This window comes from Arenimonas sp., assembly GCF_044353605.1.
Taxonomy (GTDB): Bacteria; Pseudomonadota; Gammaproteobacteria; order Xanthomonadales; family Xanthomonadaceae; genus Arenimonas.
The window spans coordinates 1-15,291 of sequence record NZ_JBILBO010000022.1; the positions used below are offsets into that span (position 1 = coordinate 1).

Genomic DNA, 15,291 nt, shown 5'->3' on the forward strand with positions numbered 1-15,291 from the left:
GCGCCGGGCGATAACAACACCACCCCGCCCTCCGGCAGTGCCTGTTGCGCCTGATGCACGGCATCGGTCAAGTCCGCGGCTTCGGATAAGACAAAGCCCGGTGCCGGAATGGCGCACAGGCGTTCGGCGATGCGGGCGCCGTTCTGCCCCATGGCAATGATGGCTTTGGGCGGGTGATTGCTGACGAAATCCGCGAAGGCTTCCCAGTCCAGGCCGCGATCATAACCGCCGACCAGAATCGCGACCGGCGATGCGCTGAAGCACTCCAGTGCCGCGATGCTGGCAAAGGGCGTGGTGCTGATGGAATCGTTGATGTAGCGAATGCCGTTTTTTTCACCGAGGGTCTGCAAGCGGTGCGGCAATGGCCGGAAACTCCGGGCCGCCGGTGCCAAGGCGATTGCATCCAGGCCCAAAGCCTCGATGGCGGTCAAAGCCGCGCAGACATTCCCGGCATTATGCTGGCCCGGCATCGGCAACTCACGCAGATCGAGCACGGCAAGCTCGCCACGATACAGGGTGTGGCCTTTGGCATGCCAGCCGTTGTTGGTGTTGAACCAGTGCACCTCGGCATCCAGGCTGTCGGCCAGTGCCGCCACCCGCGGGGCCTCCTCGTTGAGCACCACATGGCGCGCCTGCGACTGTGTGATCAGCGTCGACTTGTCATCGAAATAGGCCTGCATACTGCCGTGCCAGTCGAGATGTTCCGGGAAAAAATTGAGCATCACCGCGACTTCCGGCCGATCGGCCTCGAACGTCTGGTAACTCGACATCTCGATGACCCAGAATTCCGGCTGTTCATTCCAGTCCATGGTCTCCAGTAATGGCGTACCGATATTGCCGACCAAGGCCGTCCGCTTGCCGGCACTGCGCAGCAGATGCGCGATCAGGGCGCTGACTGTGCTTTTGCCTTTGGTGGCGGTGACGCACACGGTGCGCGCATCGGGATGGGCGGCGAACCAGAGCGCGGTCCCGCCAATGAAGCGGGTGCCCTTGGCCTGTGCGGCTAAAGCTTCGGGCCGGTATTTACTGATGCCCGGCGATTTGACCACCACTTCGAAAGCCGCGAGATCTTCGGCAGAAGGCTCGGCGCGGCAGCTTATGGCCTGGTCCGAAAGCGCGTTGATTTCCGCGGCTTCAGCTGGATTGCAAAATACGGTCAGCGAATGCCCGGGCAGTTGGGCACGCAAATATTTCAGGGCCGCACGGCCTTCGCGGCCAAAGCCCCAGATGGCGAGGGTTTTGCCCTTAAGCGCGGAAGGATTCACGCAGGGAGGCCCATAGCGATTCGGGAATAGCGTGTTCTTCCACCGCCACCAGCACTGGCGCGATCGGCAGCTCGGCGGCGTCCAATTGCGGCAGGATCTCGTCGGCGAAACGCCGGACGATGGCATCTTCGCGCCAGCTCGGCGACTGCGCGAGCGCGGCCATGGCCGCGCGGGATTCCCTGCCCTCGCCCACGCACTCGAAAGGCTTGTGGTCCTGATATTCCAACAATGCATCGAAACCGGGAATCTGCGCCGGTTCATCCAACAGATTGCGGCCGAAGATGGTCATCAGGCGGGGCTTGGGCATGAACGGCGCCAAGGCCAGGAACACGAAATGGCATTTCGGACAGACGCCGCACCAACGCTGGGCCGGACGCTCGCCGAGAATATGGAAATTGCGGTTGCAGCTGGAGAAGTGCGCGTCGTAGAAATCGGTCTTGGCGAACTGGCGGGCCACGGCCAATTCCGAAAACGGCCGCAGCAGCGAGTAGTAATTCAGATCGGCGGCGATATGGCTGCGCACGTGCGCGGCGAAGGCCCGCTCGAAATCCCAGCCTTTTGACCACTGGTGATTGACCTCGCCGGTGCCTTCGATCAGGCTGCCGTAACTGGCCGAACGTTCATTCGAGAACACCACCTGATCGGCGCCGTGCAGCAGTGCGGCCAAAGTCAGGATGGCGGAATTGACCGCGGTCACCGGGATGTGGCCGTTGAGCGCGCCCTGCTTGTTCATGGCGAACAGCTCCGCCGGCAACTGCCGGCTGATGTTCAGCAGCGGCAATCCGGTGCGCTCGGCGCAGGATCGGATCAGCGGCGCCGAACCGATCCAGGTCACGGTCTGCGCGATGCCGGCGCGGCGCAGGGCTTCGATCGACACCAGGGAATCCTTGCCGCCACCGATGGCAACCAGCGCATGCGTGGCAAGGCCGGCAGCCGCTGCCATCGCCGGCGTTGAAGCGTCTGCAGGGAAGACGATTTTGCCGCGCAGGTTCAGGCCGTTGCGGTAGGCGAATTCGCCCAAGCCGTTTTTATAGATCTCGGTCAGAAAGGCAGCGGTGCCGGCATCGATGGCGTAGGCATCGAGCACGATGCGTTCCGGCACGGCGGCTTTGTAATAGCTGACACCGGCAATCAGGTGCAAGGTGCGCAGCGCCGAGTGCACGGCGGCGGCACGCGTGGCATCCAGAGTGAACGGTGCGCCCGGGAAGGTGATGGTCTCGGAGAATACGCCGCCGGTATCGAAGGCGTAATCGAGCCGGGCGATGCCGGTGGCGGCGTCAAAGGCGCAATCGCTGAAGTGGAAGCGGCGGATTGCCTCGCGGTTGAACACATACTCAGACATCAAGAATCACCTCACGCGGCAGAGCGCGCTGATTGTATTGGTTGGCCATCACATACCCGTAGGCGCCGGCGGTGTCGATCAGCACCACATCGCCTTCGGCGGTTGCCACAGGCAAGGGGATGGCGTGCGCAAGTACATCGGTCGACTCGCAGATCGGTCCGACCACATCCACGCGCTGCGTCGGCGCGTCCGGTGCACGGCTGAGATTGCGCATGCGATGTTTGGCTTGGTACAAGGCCGGCCGCATCAATGCGTTCATGCCGGCATCCAGACCGACGCGGCGAATGCCAAGTTTGTCGACGACCTGAGTGACGGTCGCCAGCAACACGCCGGCCTGCGCCACCAGATAGCGGCCGGGTTCCAGCCAAATCGCGTATTGCGGCCATTGCGCGGCGTGCTCGGCGAGCGTGGCGGCCAGTGCCGGCAGATCGAATTCGGTCTCGGTGTCCGAATACGGCACAGCCAAACCGCCGCCGACATTGATGGCTTTGACCGAACCGATGTCCTCCGCCAGCTGCGCCAGCTGCGCGAACAGTTGCGCCCAGTGCCGGCAATCGGTCACGCCGCTGCCGACATGGGCATGCAGCACGGCAATTTCGGTCTTGATCTGCGCGGCCGCGGCACGGAAAGCCGGCAGATCGGCCAAGGCCAAACCGAACTTGGCATCTTCGCCGCCAGTCCGCACATGCGCATGATGGCCCAGTCCGTAACCCGGATCAATGCGCAGCACTAGCTTGCGACCGGCAAACAACTCGGGCCAATGCTGCAGCGGATACAGGCTGTCAACGGTGATCCATTCGGCCAGCGTGCGTGCTTCGGCATACTCGGCGCGGCTGGCAAAGCTGGGCGTGAACAACACACGCTCGGCCGGAAGTTCGGGGAATACGGCTTTGACATGGCGCAGTTCGGCCGCCGAGACGCATTCGAAACCGAAGCCACGCGTTTCCAACTCCCGCAGGATGGCCGGATGGGCATTGGCTTTGATGGCGTAGAAACGGCGTTCGAGCGATGTGATGCCGCACAGCGCATCGGCCTGTTTGCGGACACTGGGCAGATGATAAACATAGGCCGGAGAGCCCGCGGCGGCGATTTTACACAACGCCTCGCGTTGCGACTGCCACCAATGCACCGGTGCTTTGCTGAGGCCATGAACGATATCACGCCAGCTCGGACCGAAGATATCGGCCTCGGCAATCGGCATGGCGCCGGAATCAATCAGCAGCGCATGCAGCGTCGGCAGCAGATCCTGCGCGATGTCCTCGTCGACCACAAAGGTGAGATTGAGGTCGTTGGAGCTTTGCGAAATCAGATGCACGCGCTCACGGCCGAACTCGGCCCAGATGTCAGTCAGCTGATCGAGCATCGAACGCATGCCGCGGCCCACCAAGGTGACCGCACTGCAGGGCGTGATGACTTTGACCCGGCAAACCTTGGCCAGATCAGCGCACAGCGCGTCAAGCACATTGGAGTTGACCAGATTGTCGGAAGGATCCAAGGACACGGTGACGTTGGTTTCCGAAGTCGAGATCATGTCGACCGACAGCCCGTGCGCTTTGAAGCAGGCGAACAGATCGGCCAGGAAGCCGACTTGTTGCCACATGCCGATGGATTCCATCGACACCAGCACGATGCCGCTGCGGGTGCTGATGGCTTTGACGCCCGGATGCGACTCGGCACTGCGGCTGATGCAGGTCCCGGCCATGTGCGGGCGTTCGGTATCACGGATCCATAGCGGCACGCCCAGATCACGGCACGGATGGATGCAGCGCGGATGCAGGACCTTGGCGCCGGTAGTGGCGATTTCCTGCGCTTCCTGGTATTCCAAACGGCTCAGCAGTCGGGCATCGGGCACAGCGCGGGGATTGGCACTGAACATGCCGGGCACATCGGTCCAGATCTCGACGCGACGCGCACGCAGCAGCGCGCCGAAGTACGCGGCCGAGGTATCCGAACCGCCGCGACCGAGAATCGCCGTGCCGCCGTCGGCAGCGCGGGCGATGAAGCCTTGGGTAATCAATAACGAGGGGTTGCCGGAAAAGCGCGTACGCCAATCGGCATCGCCTTGGTAATCGCAGGACACCGACAAGCGGGCCGCCCAGGCACTTTGATTGGGCAGAGCGACCGCACGCAACCAGTCGCGCGCATCTAGCCAAGCGACCGGCAGGGTTTGCGTTTTTAGATAGGCGACACCGAGGGTGGAGGACAGCAACTCGCCCTGCGCCAGCACTTCCGCCTGCCAGTCAAAAGCACGCGCAAGGCGGCGTGGATCGGTAAACAGGGTGTGCACGACGGCCAGGCGTTCGGCCAGCACGGCCTCGGCATCCAGGCCCAACTCGCGGGCGAAACCCAGATGGCGTTCGCGCAATTGCTGTTCCAACTCGGCCAGATAGGCATCATTGTCAGCGCGGTCGATGGCGCTTTGCAATTGATTGGTGACGCCCGACAAGGCGGACACAACGACCAGAACTTTGGCGTTTTCGCCTTCGGCGCGCTCGCGCATCAAGCGACCGATGGTGTCCCAGCGATGGCGCTGCGACACCGAGGTGCCGCCGAATTTCAGCACGATCCAATCGGAAGCAGGGGCGGATTCGGGCATGGTGACAGGCAATCGGCAGCAAATGAAGATGTACACATGATAAGGCATGGCCCATGGCTTGGGTGCCGGAATCTGTCCGCCCTGCCCTGACGCACCCTTCACAAAAAGGGCTTGCCAATGTATTAATGCGCTATTACACTATACCAATGAAAAAACATGCCCTCCCCAAAAAGCCACTGAAAGCCGGCGTCGAGTCTCTGGCCCAGGCCCTCAATGGCCTCAAGAATGCTGAACAGGTCCATGCCTTCCTGATTGATCTGTGCACGCCAGCGGAACTGGAAGCCCTTGCCGACCGTTGGCAAGTGGTCGAACCCTTGACCAAAGGCACGCCCTATCGGCAGATCCATGATGACACCGGCGTCAGCGTGACCACTATCGGGCGCGTGGCACGCTGCCTGGAACTGGGTACCGGCGGCTATCAGCTGGCGCTGAAAAGCGGTCGTCGTGGAGCCGGCGCATGAACCGCCCGGCCGACCGTTATGCCATTGAAGCCTTGGCACGCGAAACCGGCAGTCTGGGCCTGTGCATTTTTGCCCGCACCGCAACGGGCTTGGTGGTAAGAGCGTTTCCACTGGGCGTGGGCATCGCCGAAGATCCGGCCTCGGGCGCGGCCAATGCCGCCATCGCCGCCTTTTTGCAGGAAACCGGACAGCTTGCCGCTCTGGGCCGGCGCTATCGGGTCAGCCAAGGCCGCGAAATCGGCCGTGATGCCGTACTCACCCTGGAACTGGATGCCGATGATGCGGTCTGGGTCGGCGGCGATTGCCGCAGCGTGCTGCGCGGCGAACTGCAATGGCCGTGATTCCCGAGCCCATGCATGCGGCCTACGCCGAAGCGGTTCGCCAGCTGACGCAGATCATGGCCGATCCCGAAGGACCCTACGGACATAATCCAAAGCCCGGATTCCGGCGTGGCATTGATGCCTACAAGAGTGCCAATTTTCTTCGGGCATTGACCAATGCCATGTTCGGCTATCACGACCGCTTCGGCGTCTATCCGGATATGGTCGATCCGAAAACTTTCAATGAGTTCATCTTCCGCCATAAATTTTTCGGTAGTATCAAAGTGCCGGAGACTGGCAACAAACTGCGGACCGGCCAGTTCATCCCCGAAGCGCTACGCACCCGCCTGCGTTGCCCGCCGCTGCTCTGGCACTCGGATACCGCGCATTTGCCGCGCAATGAGGCCATCGCACCGGGACGCTATTACCTGAAAGCCAATCATGGCAGCGGCCTGTTCAGAGCAATCGACTACCCGCTGGCGGCGGCCGATCGTGCCGAGCTGGAAGGCCTGGCCCGAGGCTGGTTGAAACAGATCTATGGCATTCATGACGGCGAGTGGTGGTATGCATCGATTCCCCGACGGATCATGCTCGAGGCCGATGTCTGCAACGGCAAGCCGTCGGTTTCCTGGAATGTCTACGTGATTCGTGGCCAGATCGGCTGCATCGAGCTGTTTGATAAAAACGCCGAGCCGATGCAGGTCACCTGGCTGGATGCCGACTTCAATCCGGATGCCCTGCAAATGGACACCCTGGTGCGGATCAAAGATCCGGTGATGCCTTCCGATCCGGCGTTCCTAAAAACCGCGGCGCTGGCCATTGCCGCGCCTTATGATTTTGCAAGGGTCGATTTCTTCATCGGTGCCGATGGCGCGCTGTATCTGGGCGAAGTCACCTTCAGTCCCAGTAACGCCCTGTCGCGCCGGCCGGCCGCCATGGAACAGCGCCTGGGCGCGCTGTTCCAAGCGCATCCGACTCAGTAACGGTAACCGACGCGGCGGTTGTTGTAGGCCACGGTATCGACACGGATGCGGACGCGATCGCCCGGGTGATACGGCATGATGGTGGTGTAATTGCGGCCATGGTAACGGTACGTCACACGGTAATCGCTGCTGCGATTATTCCAGCCATCGTTGCGGCATTCCACCACATGGCGGTCATAACCCCCGCGTGAGTCCCGATCGATGCTTTGTCCGATCAAACCCCCAATGGCAGCACCGGCGACGGTAGCCGCAACCCGGCCATCACCACGTCCGGCCTGATTGCCGATGACGCCGCCGATAACAGCACCGACCACGGCACCTTCATTCAAGCCGCTGTCGCGGTCATAGCGGCTGCAATTACGGCGGTAATCGCGGCCGTTGTTGCCCAGACGTTGCACCTGCACGACGCGAGCGGTATCAAAGCGGCCATAACCGGCAGTGCCGTACCGATCCTGATAACGGTCATCGTAACGGTCGTCATAGCGATCGTCGTAGCGATCATCGTAACGATCGCCGTAACGGGTGTCTTGGCGGTTGTCGTTGTAACGGTCGCCGGCAGCGGCAAATGCCGGTGCGCTCAACAGTAGAGCAGCGGCCAAGGAACTCAAGGCAAGGACTTTCATCACGGTCTCCCCGCGCGGAATTGCGCCCTTTGAATCTGGCACAGACTTCCCCAACCGTGGCTTAACGGCTTACCCGCGTTTAGGCTGCAGCATGGTTCCGGTGCATTTCGGGCTGCCGCACAGACAGGCCCAGAGCTTTTTCAGCTTCGACGTGTGACGCTCCACCAGACGGATGCCGTAGTTATAGGACAACTCGTCGCCGGCCTTGATGTCACGAATGGCTTTGATTTCAATACGGTCTTTGCTTTTGTCGCCGTCTTCGGCATCGATGTGTTCCGAGTCGCAGTTCGGATCGCAGCTGTGGTTGATCCAACGGGCCTCATTGCCCTTGATGTTGGCATCCAGCACAAAGTCTTCATTCAGGGTAAACAGGAAGGTGTGACCGGTTTCATCTTCGCCGTCGTAGGCGGCATCGACCTCTTCATGGCTGCGCAGTAGGCCTTTGTATTCGATGATGAACTCGCCTTTTTTGATGTTTTTCGCGGCAAATACGCCGCTACCATGGATTTTGGAACGACGGACTTCAAATTTGCTGGACATAGAATTTCCCGAGTGAGCCGCTATTGTGGCGAAGATTGCCGGCCTTGCCAAGCGCGCATTGCCTGCAGGCGCCGAATACAGTACAATTTTGGTCCTCTATGGAGAACCCCATGCGCCTGAGCTCCGATGCCTTTTCCGAAAACCAGCCGATTCCCGGTGAATTCGCTTTCGCTGTCATCGCCACGCCCGGTCCGATCACCCTCTCGGGCAATCGCAATCCGCCACTGGCCTGGTCCGACGTGCCTGAAGGCACCCAAAGCTTTGCCCTGATTGTTTCCGATCCGGACGTGCCCAGCGTCGGCACCGATGTCAATCAGGCCGGCCGCAGCGTGCCGCACGATTTACCGCGGGTGGATTTCACGCACTGGCTGCTGGCCAATCTGCCGGCGGATCGCCGCATGATCGCCGCCGGCGAATTCAGCGACGGCGTCACTGCCCGTGGCAAAACCGCCGATGGCGCGCATGGCAGCGTGCAAGGCCTGAATGATTACACCGGCTGGTTTGCCGGCGATGCCGACATGGCCGGCGATTATCACGGCTACGACGGCCCCTGCCCGCCCTGGAATGATGAACGCATGCACCACTACAGCTTTACCGTGTATGCCCTGTCGGTGCCGGTGCTGACACTGCCGGAACGCTACAACGTTGCCGATCTGCGTGCAGCCATGGCCGGACACGTGTTGGCCAGCGCCAGCCTGATGGGCCGCTACACCCTGAACCCGGCCGTGACGTACTGACATGCTACGGGTCACCAAACTCACCGACTATGCGACCGTACTGCTGGCCTGTCTGGCCAAAGCGCCCGAGCGCGTGCATAGCGCGAGCGAGCTGGCCGAATTGGCCAAGCTGGAGCTGCCGACGGTGAGTAAGGTTCTCAAGCCGCTCTCGCGTGCCGGTCTGGTGGAAGCTTTCCGCGGCAGCCAGGGCGGTTACCGCTTGGCGCAACCGGCAGCGCAGATTTCCCTGTTTGCGGTGGTGGAGGCGATGGAAGGCCGACCCGGTATGACCGAATGCAGCGGCGAACACAGCCAATGCGAACACGAACCGCATTGCGGCATCCAAGGCCAATGGCAGCAAGTCAACGATGTCATCGCCGACGCCCTGCGCGGCGTCAGCATCGCCGAACTCGGCCGTGACCGCCGCAAATCCATCCCCCTGAAACTGGCAAAGGCATGACCATGGCGACCGAACGTACCGAAATCGAACGCCAGCTCGAACGCCGCTACGATGCCGGTTTCGTTACCGACATCGAATCCGACACCCTGCCGCCGGGTCTGGATGAAGAGGTGGTGCGCTTTATTTCGAAAAAGAAGGAAGAGCCCGAATGGCTGACCGAATGGCGCCTGAAAGCCTACCGGCACTGGCTGACCATGACCCCGCCGCAGTGGGCCCAGCTCGACATCGCGCCGATCGATTTCCAGGCGGTCAGTTATTTCGCCGCGCCCAAGAAAAAATACGCCTCGCTCGACGAGGTACCGCAGGAACTGCTCGACACTTACGAAAAACTCGGGGTACCGCTGCACGAACGCGCACGTCTGGCCGGGGTGGCGGTCGACGCCGTGTTCGACTCGGTCTCGGTCGGCACCACCTACAAAAAAGAGCTGGCTGAAAAAGGCATCATCTTCTGCTCGTTCTCGGAAGCGGTGAAAGAACACCCCGAGCTGGTGAAAAAATACCTGGGCTCGGTGGTTCCGCCGGGTGACAACTATTTCGCGGCGCTGAACTCGGCGGTGTTTTCCGACGGCAGCTTCGTGTTCATTCCCAAAGGCGTGCGCAGCCCGATGGAGCTGTCGACCTATTTCCGCATCAACGCCCGCGACACCGGCCAGTTCGAACGCACGTTGATTGTGTGCGAGGACGATGCCTATGTGTCCTATCTGGAAGGCTGCACCGCGCCGATGCGCGACGAGAACCAGCTGCATGCCGCGGTGGTCGAGCTGGTCTGTCTGGAACGTGCCGAAATCAAATACTCGACCGTACAGAACTGGTATCCGGGCGATGAAAACGGCGTCGGCGGCATCTACAACTTCGTCACCAAACGCGGCGAATGCCGCGGCGCCAACAGCAAAATCAGCTGGACACAGGTGGAAACCGGTTCGGCCATCACCTGGAAATACCCGAGCTGCGTGCTGCTGGGCGAAAACTCGGTCGGCGAATTCTATTCAGTCGCGCTGACCCATCACCGCCAGCAGGCCGATACCGGCACCAAGATGATCCACATCGGCCGCGGCAGTAAGTCCAAGATCATCAGCAAGGGCATCAGTGCCGGCCGTGGCCAGAACACCTATCGCGGTCTGGTCAAGGTCGAGGCCTCGGCCGAAGGCGCCCGCAACTACACCCAATGCGATTCGCTGCTGATCGGCAAACGCTGCGGCGCGCACACCTTCCCCTACATCGAAGTGAAAAATCCAAGCGCCGTGCTCGAACACGAAGCGACCACCTCCAAGATTTCCGACGACCAGCTGTTCTACTGCCGGGCCCGCGGCATCGGTGCCGAAGACGCGGTCTCGATGATCGTGGACGGCTTCTGCAAGCAGGTGTTCAAGGAACTGCCGATGGAATTCGCGGTGGAAGCCAAAAAACTGCTGGAAGTGAGCCTGGAAGGCTCGGTCGGTTAACCCTTTTTCTGAAACGAGAACCCCATGTTAGAAATCATCGATCTGCACGCCACCGTCGGCGGCAAGGAAATCCTGAAAGGCTTCACGCTGACGCTCGCTCCGGGCCAGGTGCACGCCATCATGGGTCCGAACGGCGCCGGTAAATCCACGCTCGGCTATGTGCTGTCCGGCCGCGAAGGCTATGAGATCACCTCCGGCACGGTGCGCTTCAACGGCACCGATCTGAGCGAGCTGACCCCGGAAGAACGCGCCGCCCTCGGCATCTTCCTGGCCTTCCAGTATCCGGTCGAAATTCCCGGCGTCAACAACACCTATTTCCTGCGCACCGCACTCAATGCCCAGCGCAAGGCCCGCGGCGAAGCCGAACTGGATTCGATGGCATTCCTGAAACTGGTGCGCCAGAAGCTGTCGGTGCTGCACCTGAAAGACGAGCTGTTGCACCGCGCGGTCAACACCGGTTTCTCCGGCGGCGAGAAGAAGCGCAACGAAATCTTCCAACTGGCCCTGCTGGAACCCAAGCTGGCGATTCTGGATGAAACCGATTCGGGCCTGGACATCGACGCCTTGAAAGCGGTCGCCGACGGCGTCAACCACATGCGCAGTCCGGAGCGTTCGTTTCTGGTCATCACCCACTACCAACGCCTGCTCGATTACATCAAACCCGACGTGGTGCATGTGATGAGCGAAGGCCGCATCGTCGCCAGCGGCGGTCCGGAACTGGCGCTGCAGCTCGAACGCGACGGCTACGCCAGCGTGCAGGCGGGCGCGGCCTGATGTCGGCGTTCCTCGACAGCCAGGCGGCCGTCTTCGCCAGCCGAAGCCACACGCATCACCCGCGGGTGCAGGCCTGGCGCGAAGCCGCGCTGAGCCAGGCATTGCGCGCCGGCTTTCCGCACAACAAACTCGAGCGTTGGAAATACGCGCCGCTACGGGCCTTGGCCGGTAAACGTTTTGCCGAAAGCCAAAGCCAAACGGATGTCCGTCTGGATCTGCCACCGGCGCCGCGTCTGGTGTTCGTGGAGGGCCGCTATGATGCGGCGCGCAGCGATACCCGTGGTGCTGAAGCCTTGATCATCAGCACGCTGGCCGAAGCCTTGGCTGGCGATGATGAGCGCGCCGTGGCCGTGCTCGGTCGCGAATTCAGCGACGTCGAAGCCCCGTTTGCCGCACTCAATACCGCACTGGCCGAAGACGGTCTGCTGATCGAGATCCCTGAAAGCGTGGTCTTGGCAGCACCGCTGCATCTGGTGTTCGTGCACAGCGACAACAACGCCGGCAGCAGCTACCTGCGCCACAAAATCGAATGCCGCGAGCACAGCCGCGTGACGCTCATCGAGCACCATCTCGGTGGCGGCAACGGGGTCAGCAATGATCTGTGGCATGTGCATGTCAAACCCGGTGCGCACGTGCAGCATCTGCGCGTGCAAAACGCCGGCAGCGCGCACACCGCGTTCAGCCGTTGCGATGCCGCCATCGCCGGCGGCGCCGAATACACCCGTTTGGACATCGATACCGGTTGCCATTACCAGCGCCTGGAACTCAATCTGGCCTTGCAGGGCCGTCATGCCCTGGCCCGCTCCGGCGGCGTGCTCTGGGCTGTCGGTAGCGGCACCCTGGATGCCCGCCTGAGCGCCCGTCATCAGTCTCCGGATACCGCCTGTGAACTGCTTTGGCGCGGTCTGGCCGAAGACAAAGGCAAAGTGCATTTCTATGGTGGCATCACCATTGATGTCGGCGCCGATGGCAGCAATGCCGCACTGTCGAATAAAAATCTGCTGCTGGGCGCCAACGCCCAGGTCACCACGCAACCGGCATTGGAAATCCATGCCGATGAAGTCAAAGCCGCACATGGCGCCACCGTCGGCCAGCTCGATGCCACGGCCCTGTTCTATCTGCGCACGCGTGGCGTGCCCGAGGCCGACGCGCTGGCCCTGCTGACCCGCGCCTTTTACGCCGAGGCGCTGGCGATCATCGACGATGCCGCCCTGCGCGAGACCCTGAAGACCTTCCTGCCGGCCCGACTGGTGCAGGACGGTGTGGCATGAGCGCCATCGACTGGCAAGCCGTGCGCGCGGATTTTCCGATTCTAGGCCGCGAAGTGCACGGCAAACCGCTGGTGTATCTGGACTCGGCCAATACCGCGCAGAAACCGAAGGTGGTCATCGACGCCGTCGATGATTTCTACCGCAACCACAATGCCAATGTTTCGCGGGCCGTGCACCAGCTCGGCAGCGAAGCCACCGAAGCCTATGAAGGCGCCCGCAAGGCGCTGGCTGCGTTCGTAAACGTTCACCCCAATGATCTGGTGTTGACCTCGGGCACCACCCAGGCCATCAATCTGGTGGCGTATGCGTTCGCATTGCCGCGCCTGCAAGCGGGCGATGTCATTCTGGTCACGCGCATGGAACATCATGCCAATTTCGTGCCCTGGCAGCTGATCGCCGAGCGCTGCGGTGTCCGCATCGCGCCGGTGGAAATCACACCGGCCGGCGAGATCGATCTGCCGGCACTGAAGGCGCAGCTGAAAGCGCCGGTGAAACTGCTGGCACTCACGCACGTCTCCAATGTGCTGGGCACGGTCAATCCGGTCGCCGAGATCTGCGCGCTGGCGCGCAAGGCGGGCATCACCACCGTCATCGACGGCTCGCAGGCGGTACCGCACATGCCCATCGACATTCCGTCACTGGGATGTGATTTCTACGCCTTCACCGGCCACAAGCTGTGCGGACCAACCGGTACCGGCGCACTGTGGGCCAAGCGGGAACACTGGCAAAGCATGCCGCCGTTTTTCGGCGGTGGTGAAATGATCCGGGAAGTGCGTTTCGAAAAAACCACCTTCAACGATCCGCCGCACAAATTCGAAGCCGGTACGCCCAACATCGCCGGCTTTGTCGGTCTGGGTGCGGCCGTAAGCTATCTGGATGGCATCGGCATGGCGGCCATTGCCGAACGCGAACAGCAGCTCTTGGCCTACGCCAGCGAACGTCTGCAAAGCGTTCCGGGTCTGCGCCTGATCGGCACCGCCGCACACAAAGCCGCCGTGCTCTCGTTTTTGATCGAGGGCGCGCACTCGCACGATCTGGCCACCCTGCTCGATCTGCAGGGCATTGCGGTGCGCTCCGGACACCATTGCGCGCATCCGCTGATGGCGTTTTATGGTGTGCCCGCCACCTGCCGCGCGTCGCTGGCGTTTTACAGCACCGAAGCGGAAGTCGATGCCCTGATTGACGGCATCGCCCATGTCCGTCGCATGCTGGGCTGAACATGGGCCTGCATTTCCGTAACGCCGCTGCTGCCGATATTCCCGCCATCGTGGTCCTGGTGGAGTCCGCCTACCGCGGCCAGGTCAGCCGCGCCGGCTGGACTACCGAGGCCGATTTCCTGGACGGACAGCGCATCGATGCGATGGGTGTGGCCGAGGATATCGCAAAGCCCGGCAGTGTCGTGCTGTTGGCCGAGCAAGACGGCCACCTGCTGGCCTGCTGCCATCTGGAGAACACCGGGCAGGCCTGTTATTTCGGTATGTTCTCGGTGGCGCCGCACTTGCAGGGCGGCGGCATCGGCAAACAGCTGATGCAGGAAGCCGAGCGCGTGGCACTGGCCTGGCAATGCAGCGCGATGGAAATGACGGTGATTGACATCCGCGACGAGCTGATCGCGTTTTATGAGCGCCGCGGCTATGTGCGCACCGGCATCAAACAACCGTTTCCCTACGGCGATGCCCGCTTCGGCATTCCGCTGCGCGACGACCTGCGTTTTGAAGTCCTGCGTAAACCCCTGAGCGGAGACACTGCATGAGCACCGATCTGAACGGCTGGCAGGCCGTGTGCCCGATGGCCGAACTGCTGCCGGGCGAACATACCGTGTGCTTCGACGGCGACACCGCGATTCTGGTCTGCAATGTCGACGGCGACATCTATGCGCTGGAAGACAAATGCACGCACCAGGATTTCGAACTCAGCCCGGGAAAACTCGATGGCGCCGAAATCGAATGCGTGCTGCACGGTGCCAAATTCGATGTGCGCACCGGCGAGGCCCTGTGCGCGCCGGCCTATGTCGGCGTACCGAAATTTCCGGTGCGCATCGATAACGGCATGATCTACACCCGCGACGACCGTTAAAGCCGTTCAATCTTCAGCCACAAGGCCTCGCCAAAGCCCTCGAGCATCAGCCGCGGCGCATTGGCTTCGGGCTGCAACCACAATCCATCGCCTACAGAAATCTGCGGCGCATGTTTCTGGTCTTTGAGGGCAAGAGTGCCCGACAACAGCAGCACGAACCAGCTCACGCCCGGCTCGGGCAGACACCACAGACTGCCGTGCATGGCGCGGCGTTCAACCTGGATGGTGACGGCATCCCGGCGCCAGATGGCATTGAAGTCGACGGTTGCACCGTCATGCAATGTACATTCCGGGGTTTCTTCCCCGGCAAAGCGGCAAGAGGCGTAGGGCGGACGCAGATCGCACGTACGGTCGGTGAACTGCAAGGCCATGCCGGCGCCTTCAAGCAGGGTTAGGGAGCGCGTGCAGCCGGGAAAGGCCGA

General features: G+C 61.8%; 17 protein-coding genes. 11 read left to right on the forward strand and 6 right to left on the reverse strand.

Translation table 11 applies throughout. The annotated features are described in order from the left end of the window. The 3 genes from murD to ACIQ1A_RS09050 form a co-directional block, all read right to left on the reverse strand. Nucleotides 1–1,265 (reverse strand): UDP-N-acetylmuramoyl-L-alanine--D-glutamate ligase (murD, locus tag ACIQ1A_RS09040; RefSeq protein WP_395770747.1); only part of this gene is annotated, 1,265 nt, incomplete at its 3' end. Then, nucleotides 1,246–2,607, reverse strand: a complete 1,362-nt coding sequence (gene murL, locus ACIQ1A_RS09045; RefSeq protein ID WP_395770748.1) for a UDP-N-acetyl-alpha-D-muramoyl-L-alanyl-L-glutamate epimerase — start codon at nt 2,605–2,607, stop codon at nt 1,246–1,248. The genes murL and murD, both read right to left, overlap by 20 nt. Further along, nucleotides 2,600–5,203, reverse strand: a complete 2,604-nt coding sequence (locus ACIQ1A_RS09050) for a bifunctional aspartate kinase/diaminopimelate decarboxylase (protein WP_395770749.1) — start codon at nt 5,201–5,203, stop codon at nt 2,600–2,602. Before ACIQ1A_RS09050 ends, murL begins: the two co-directional genes overlap by 8 nt. Before the next feature lie 146 nt (nt 5,204–5,349). Between ACIQ1A_RS09050 and ACIQ1A_RS09055 the strand changes: the two genes are divergently transcribed. Genes ACIQ1A_RS09055 through ACIQ1A_RS09065 form a run of 3 tightly spaced genes read left to right on the forward strand, consistent with a single transcriptional unit; the run spans nt 5,350 to nt 6,967 of the window. After that, on the forward strand, nt 5,350–5,664 hold the full coding sequence (locus ACIQ1A_RS09055; protein WP_395770750.1) for a YerC/YecD family TrpR-related protein: 315 nt from the start codon (nt 5,350–5,352) through the stop codon (nt 5,662–5,664). Further along, nucleotides 5,661–6,005, forward strand: coding sequence for a PhzF family phenazine biosynthesis protein (locus ACIQ1A_RS09060; RefSeq protein WP_395770751.1), 345 nt, complete (start codon nt 5,661–5,663; stop codon nt 6,003–6,005). The genes ACIQ1A_RS09055 and ACIQ1A_RS09060 overlap by 4 nt, the downstream gene beginning before the upstream one ends. Further along, entirely contained in the window at nt 5,996–6,967 is a 972-nt protein-coding gene (locus ACIQ1A_RS09065; RefSeq protein ID WP_395770752.1) for a hypothetical protein, read from the forward strand. The genes ACIQ1A_RS09060 and ACIQ1A_RS09065 overlap by 10 nt, the downstream gene beginning before the upstream one ends. On the opposite strand, the gene ACIQ1A_RS09070 is transcribed toward ACIQ1A_RS09065, so the two are convergent. Together ACIQ1A_RS09070 and ACIQ1A_RS09075 are read right to left on the reverse strand one after the other, a co-directional pair. Continuing rightward, complete coding sequence (locus tag ACIQ1A_RS09070; RefSeq protein WP_395770753.1) at nt 6,961–7,590, reverse strand: glycine zipper 2TM domain-containing protein; 630 nt, start codon at nt 7,588–7,590, stop codon at nt 6,961–6,963. The two genes, ACIQ1A_RS09065 and ACIQ1A_RS09070, sit on opposite strands and share 7 nt — an antisense overlap. Nucleotides 7,591–7,659: 69 nt before the next feature. Beyond that, a complete protein-coding gene (locus ACIQ1A_RS09075) occupies nt 7,660–8,130 on the reverse strand; it encodes an SET domain-containing protein (protein WP_395770754.1) in 471 nt (156 codons plus the stop codon). Nucleotides 8,131–8,240: 110 nt separating this feature from the next. Between ACIQ1A_RS09075 and ACIQ1A_RS09080 the strand changes: the two genes are divergently transcribed. From ACIQ1A_RS09080 to ACIQ1A_RS09115, 8 genes are read left to right on the forward strand one after another with little or no spacing between them, the layout of a single operon-like run. Next, the gene (locus ACIQ1A_RS09080) at nt 8,241–8,867 is read left to right on the forward strand and encodes a YbhB/YbcL family Raf kinase inhibitor-like protein (protein ID WP_395770755.1); all 627 of its coding nucleotides are present in this window, start codon (nt 8,241–8,243) and stop codon (nt 8,865–8,867) included. Nucleotide 8,868: 1 nt separating this feature from the next. Next, nucleotides 8,869–9,306 carry an SUF system Fe-S cluster assembly regulator gene (locus ACIQ1A_RS09085; RefSeq protein WP_395770756.1) on the forward strand — a complete coding sequence of 146 codons (438 nt, stop codon included), beginning with the start codon at nt 8,869–8,871 and terminating at the stop codon, nt 9,304–9,306. Nucleotides 9,307–9,308: 2 nt separating this feature from the next. Next, a complete protein-coding gene (gene sufB, locus ACIQ1A_RS09090; protein WP_395770763.1) occupies nt 9,309–10,748 on the forward strand; it encodes a Fe-S cluster assembly protein SufB in 1,440 nt (479 codons plus the stop codon). A 24-nt stretch (nt 10,749–10,772) separates the two neighbouring features. Then, entirely contained in the window at nt 10,773–11,522 is a 750-nt protein-coding gene (gene sufC, locus ACIQ1A_RS09095) for a Fe-S cluster assembly ATPase SufC (protein WP_395770757.1), read from the forward strand. Then, nucleotides 11,522–12,793 (forward strand): Fe-S cluster assembly protein SufD, encoded by a 1,272-nt coding sequence (gene sufD, locus ACIQ1A_RS09100; RefSeq protein ID WP_395770758.1) that lies wholly within the window; start codon nt 11,522–11,524, stop codon nt 12,791–12,793. Before sufC ends, sufD begins: the two co-directional genes overlap by 1 nt. Then, nucleotides 12,790–14,010 (forward strand): cysteine desulfurase, encoded by a 1,221-nt coding sequence (locus ACIQ1A_RS09105; RefSeq protein ID WP_395770759.1) that lies wholly within the window; start codon nt 12,790–12,792, stop codon nt 14,008–14,010. The genes sufD and ACIQ1A_RS09105 overlap by 4 nt, the downstream gene beginning before the upstream one ends. A 2-nt stretch (nt 14,011–14,012) precedes the next feature. Next, entirely contained in the window at nt 14,013–14,546 is a 534-nt protein-coding gene (locus ACIQ1A_RS09110; RefSeq protein ID WP_395770760.1) for a GNAT family N-acetyltransferase, read from the forward strand. Beyond that, a complete protein-coding gene (locus ACIQ1A_RS09115) occupies nt 14,543–14,869 on the forward strand; it encodes a non-heme iron oxygenase ferredoxin subunit (protein ID WP_395770761.1) in 327 nt (108 codons plus the stop codon). Before ACIQ1A_RS09110 ends, ACIQ1A_RS09115 begins: the two co-directional genes overlap by 4 nt. Here the strand turns inward: ACIQ1A_RS09115 and ACIQ1A_RS09120 are convergent. Beyond that, a partial coding sequence (locus tag ACIQ1A_RS09120; RefSeq protein ID WP_395770762.1) for a HutD family protein occupies nt 14,866–15,291 on the reverse strand: 426 nt, incomplete at its 5' end. The two genes, ACIQ1A_RS09115 and ACIQ1A_RS09120, sit on opposite strands and share 4 nt — an antisense overlap.

Coding starts and splice junctions, on each gene's coding strand:
- ACIQ1A_RS09060 (WP_395770751.1), top strand. CDS start 5,661: ATGAACCGCCCGGCCGACCGTTATGCCATTGAAGCCTTGGCACGCGAA.
- sufD (WP_395770758.1), top strand. CDS start 11,522: ATGTCGGCGTTCCTCGACAGCCAGGCGGCCGTCTTCGCCAGCCGAAGC.
- ACIQ1A_RS09080 (WP_395770755.1), top strand. CDS start 8,241: ATGCGCCTGAGCTCCGATGCCTTTTCCGAAAACCAGCCGATTCCCGGT.
- ACIQ1A_RS09105 (WP_395770759.1), top strand. CDS start 12,790: ATGAGCGCCATCGACTGGCAAGCCGTGCGCGCGGATTTTCCGATTCTA.
- ACIQ1A_RS09115 (WP_395770761.1), top strand. CDS start 14,543: ATGAGCACCGATCTGAACGGCTGGCAGGCCGTGTGCCCGATGGCCGAA.
- ACIQ1A_RS09055 (WP_395770750.1), top strand. CDS start 5,350: ATGAAAAAACATGCCCTCCCCAAAAAGCCACTGAAAGCCGGCGTCGAG.
- ACIQ1A_RS09065 (WP_395770752.1), top strand. CDS start 5,996: ATGGCCGTGATTCCCGAGCCCATGCATGCGGCCTACGCCGAAGCGGTT.
- ACIQ1A_RS09085 (WP_395770756.1), top strand. CDS start 8,869: ATGCTACGGGTCACCAAACTCACCGACTATGCGACCGTACTGCTGGCC.
- ACIQ1A_RS09070 (WP_395770753.1), bottom strand. CDS start 7,590: ATGAAAGTCCTTGCCTTGAGTTCCTTGGCCGCTGCTCTACTGTTGAGC.
- ACIQ1A_RS09110 (WP_395770760.1), top strand. CDS start 14,013: ATGGGCCTGCATTTCCGTAACGCCGCTGCTGCCGATATTCCCGCCATC.
- ACIQ1A_RS09075 (WP_395770754.1), bottom strand. CDS start 8,130: ATGTCCAGCAAATTTGAAGTCCGTCGTTCCAAAATCCATGGTAGCGGC.
- sufC (WP_395770757.1), top strand. CDS start 10,773: ATGTTAGAAATCATCGATCTGCACGCCACCGTCGGCGGCAAGGAAATC.
- ACIQ1A_RS09050 (WP_395770749.1), bottom strand. CDS start 5,203: ATGCCCGAATCCGCCCCTGCTTCCGATTGGATCGTGCTGAAATTCGGC.
- sufB (WP_395770763.1), top strand. CDS start 9,309: ATGGCGACCGAACGTACCGAAATCGAACGCCAGCTCGAACGCCGCTAC.
- murL (WP_395770748.1), bottom strand. CDS start 2,607: ATGTCTGAGTATGTGTTCAACCGCGAGGCAATCCGCCGCTTCCACTTC.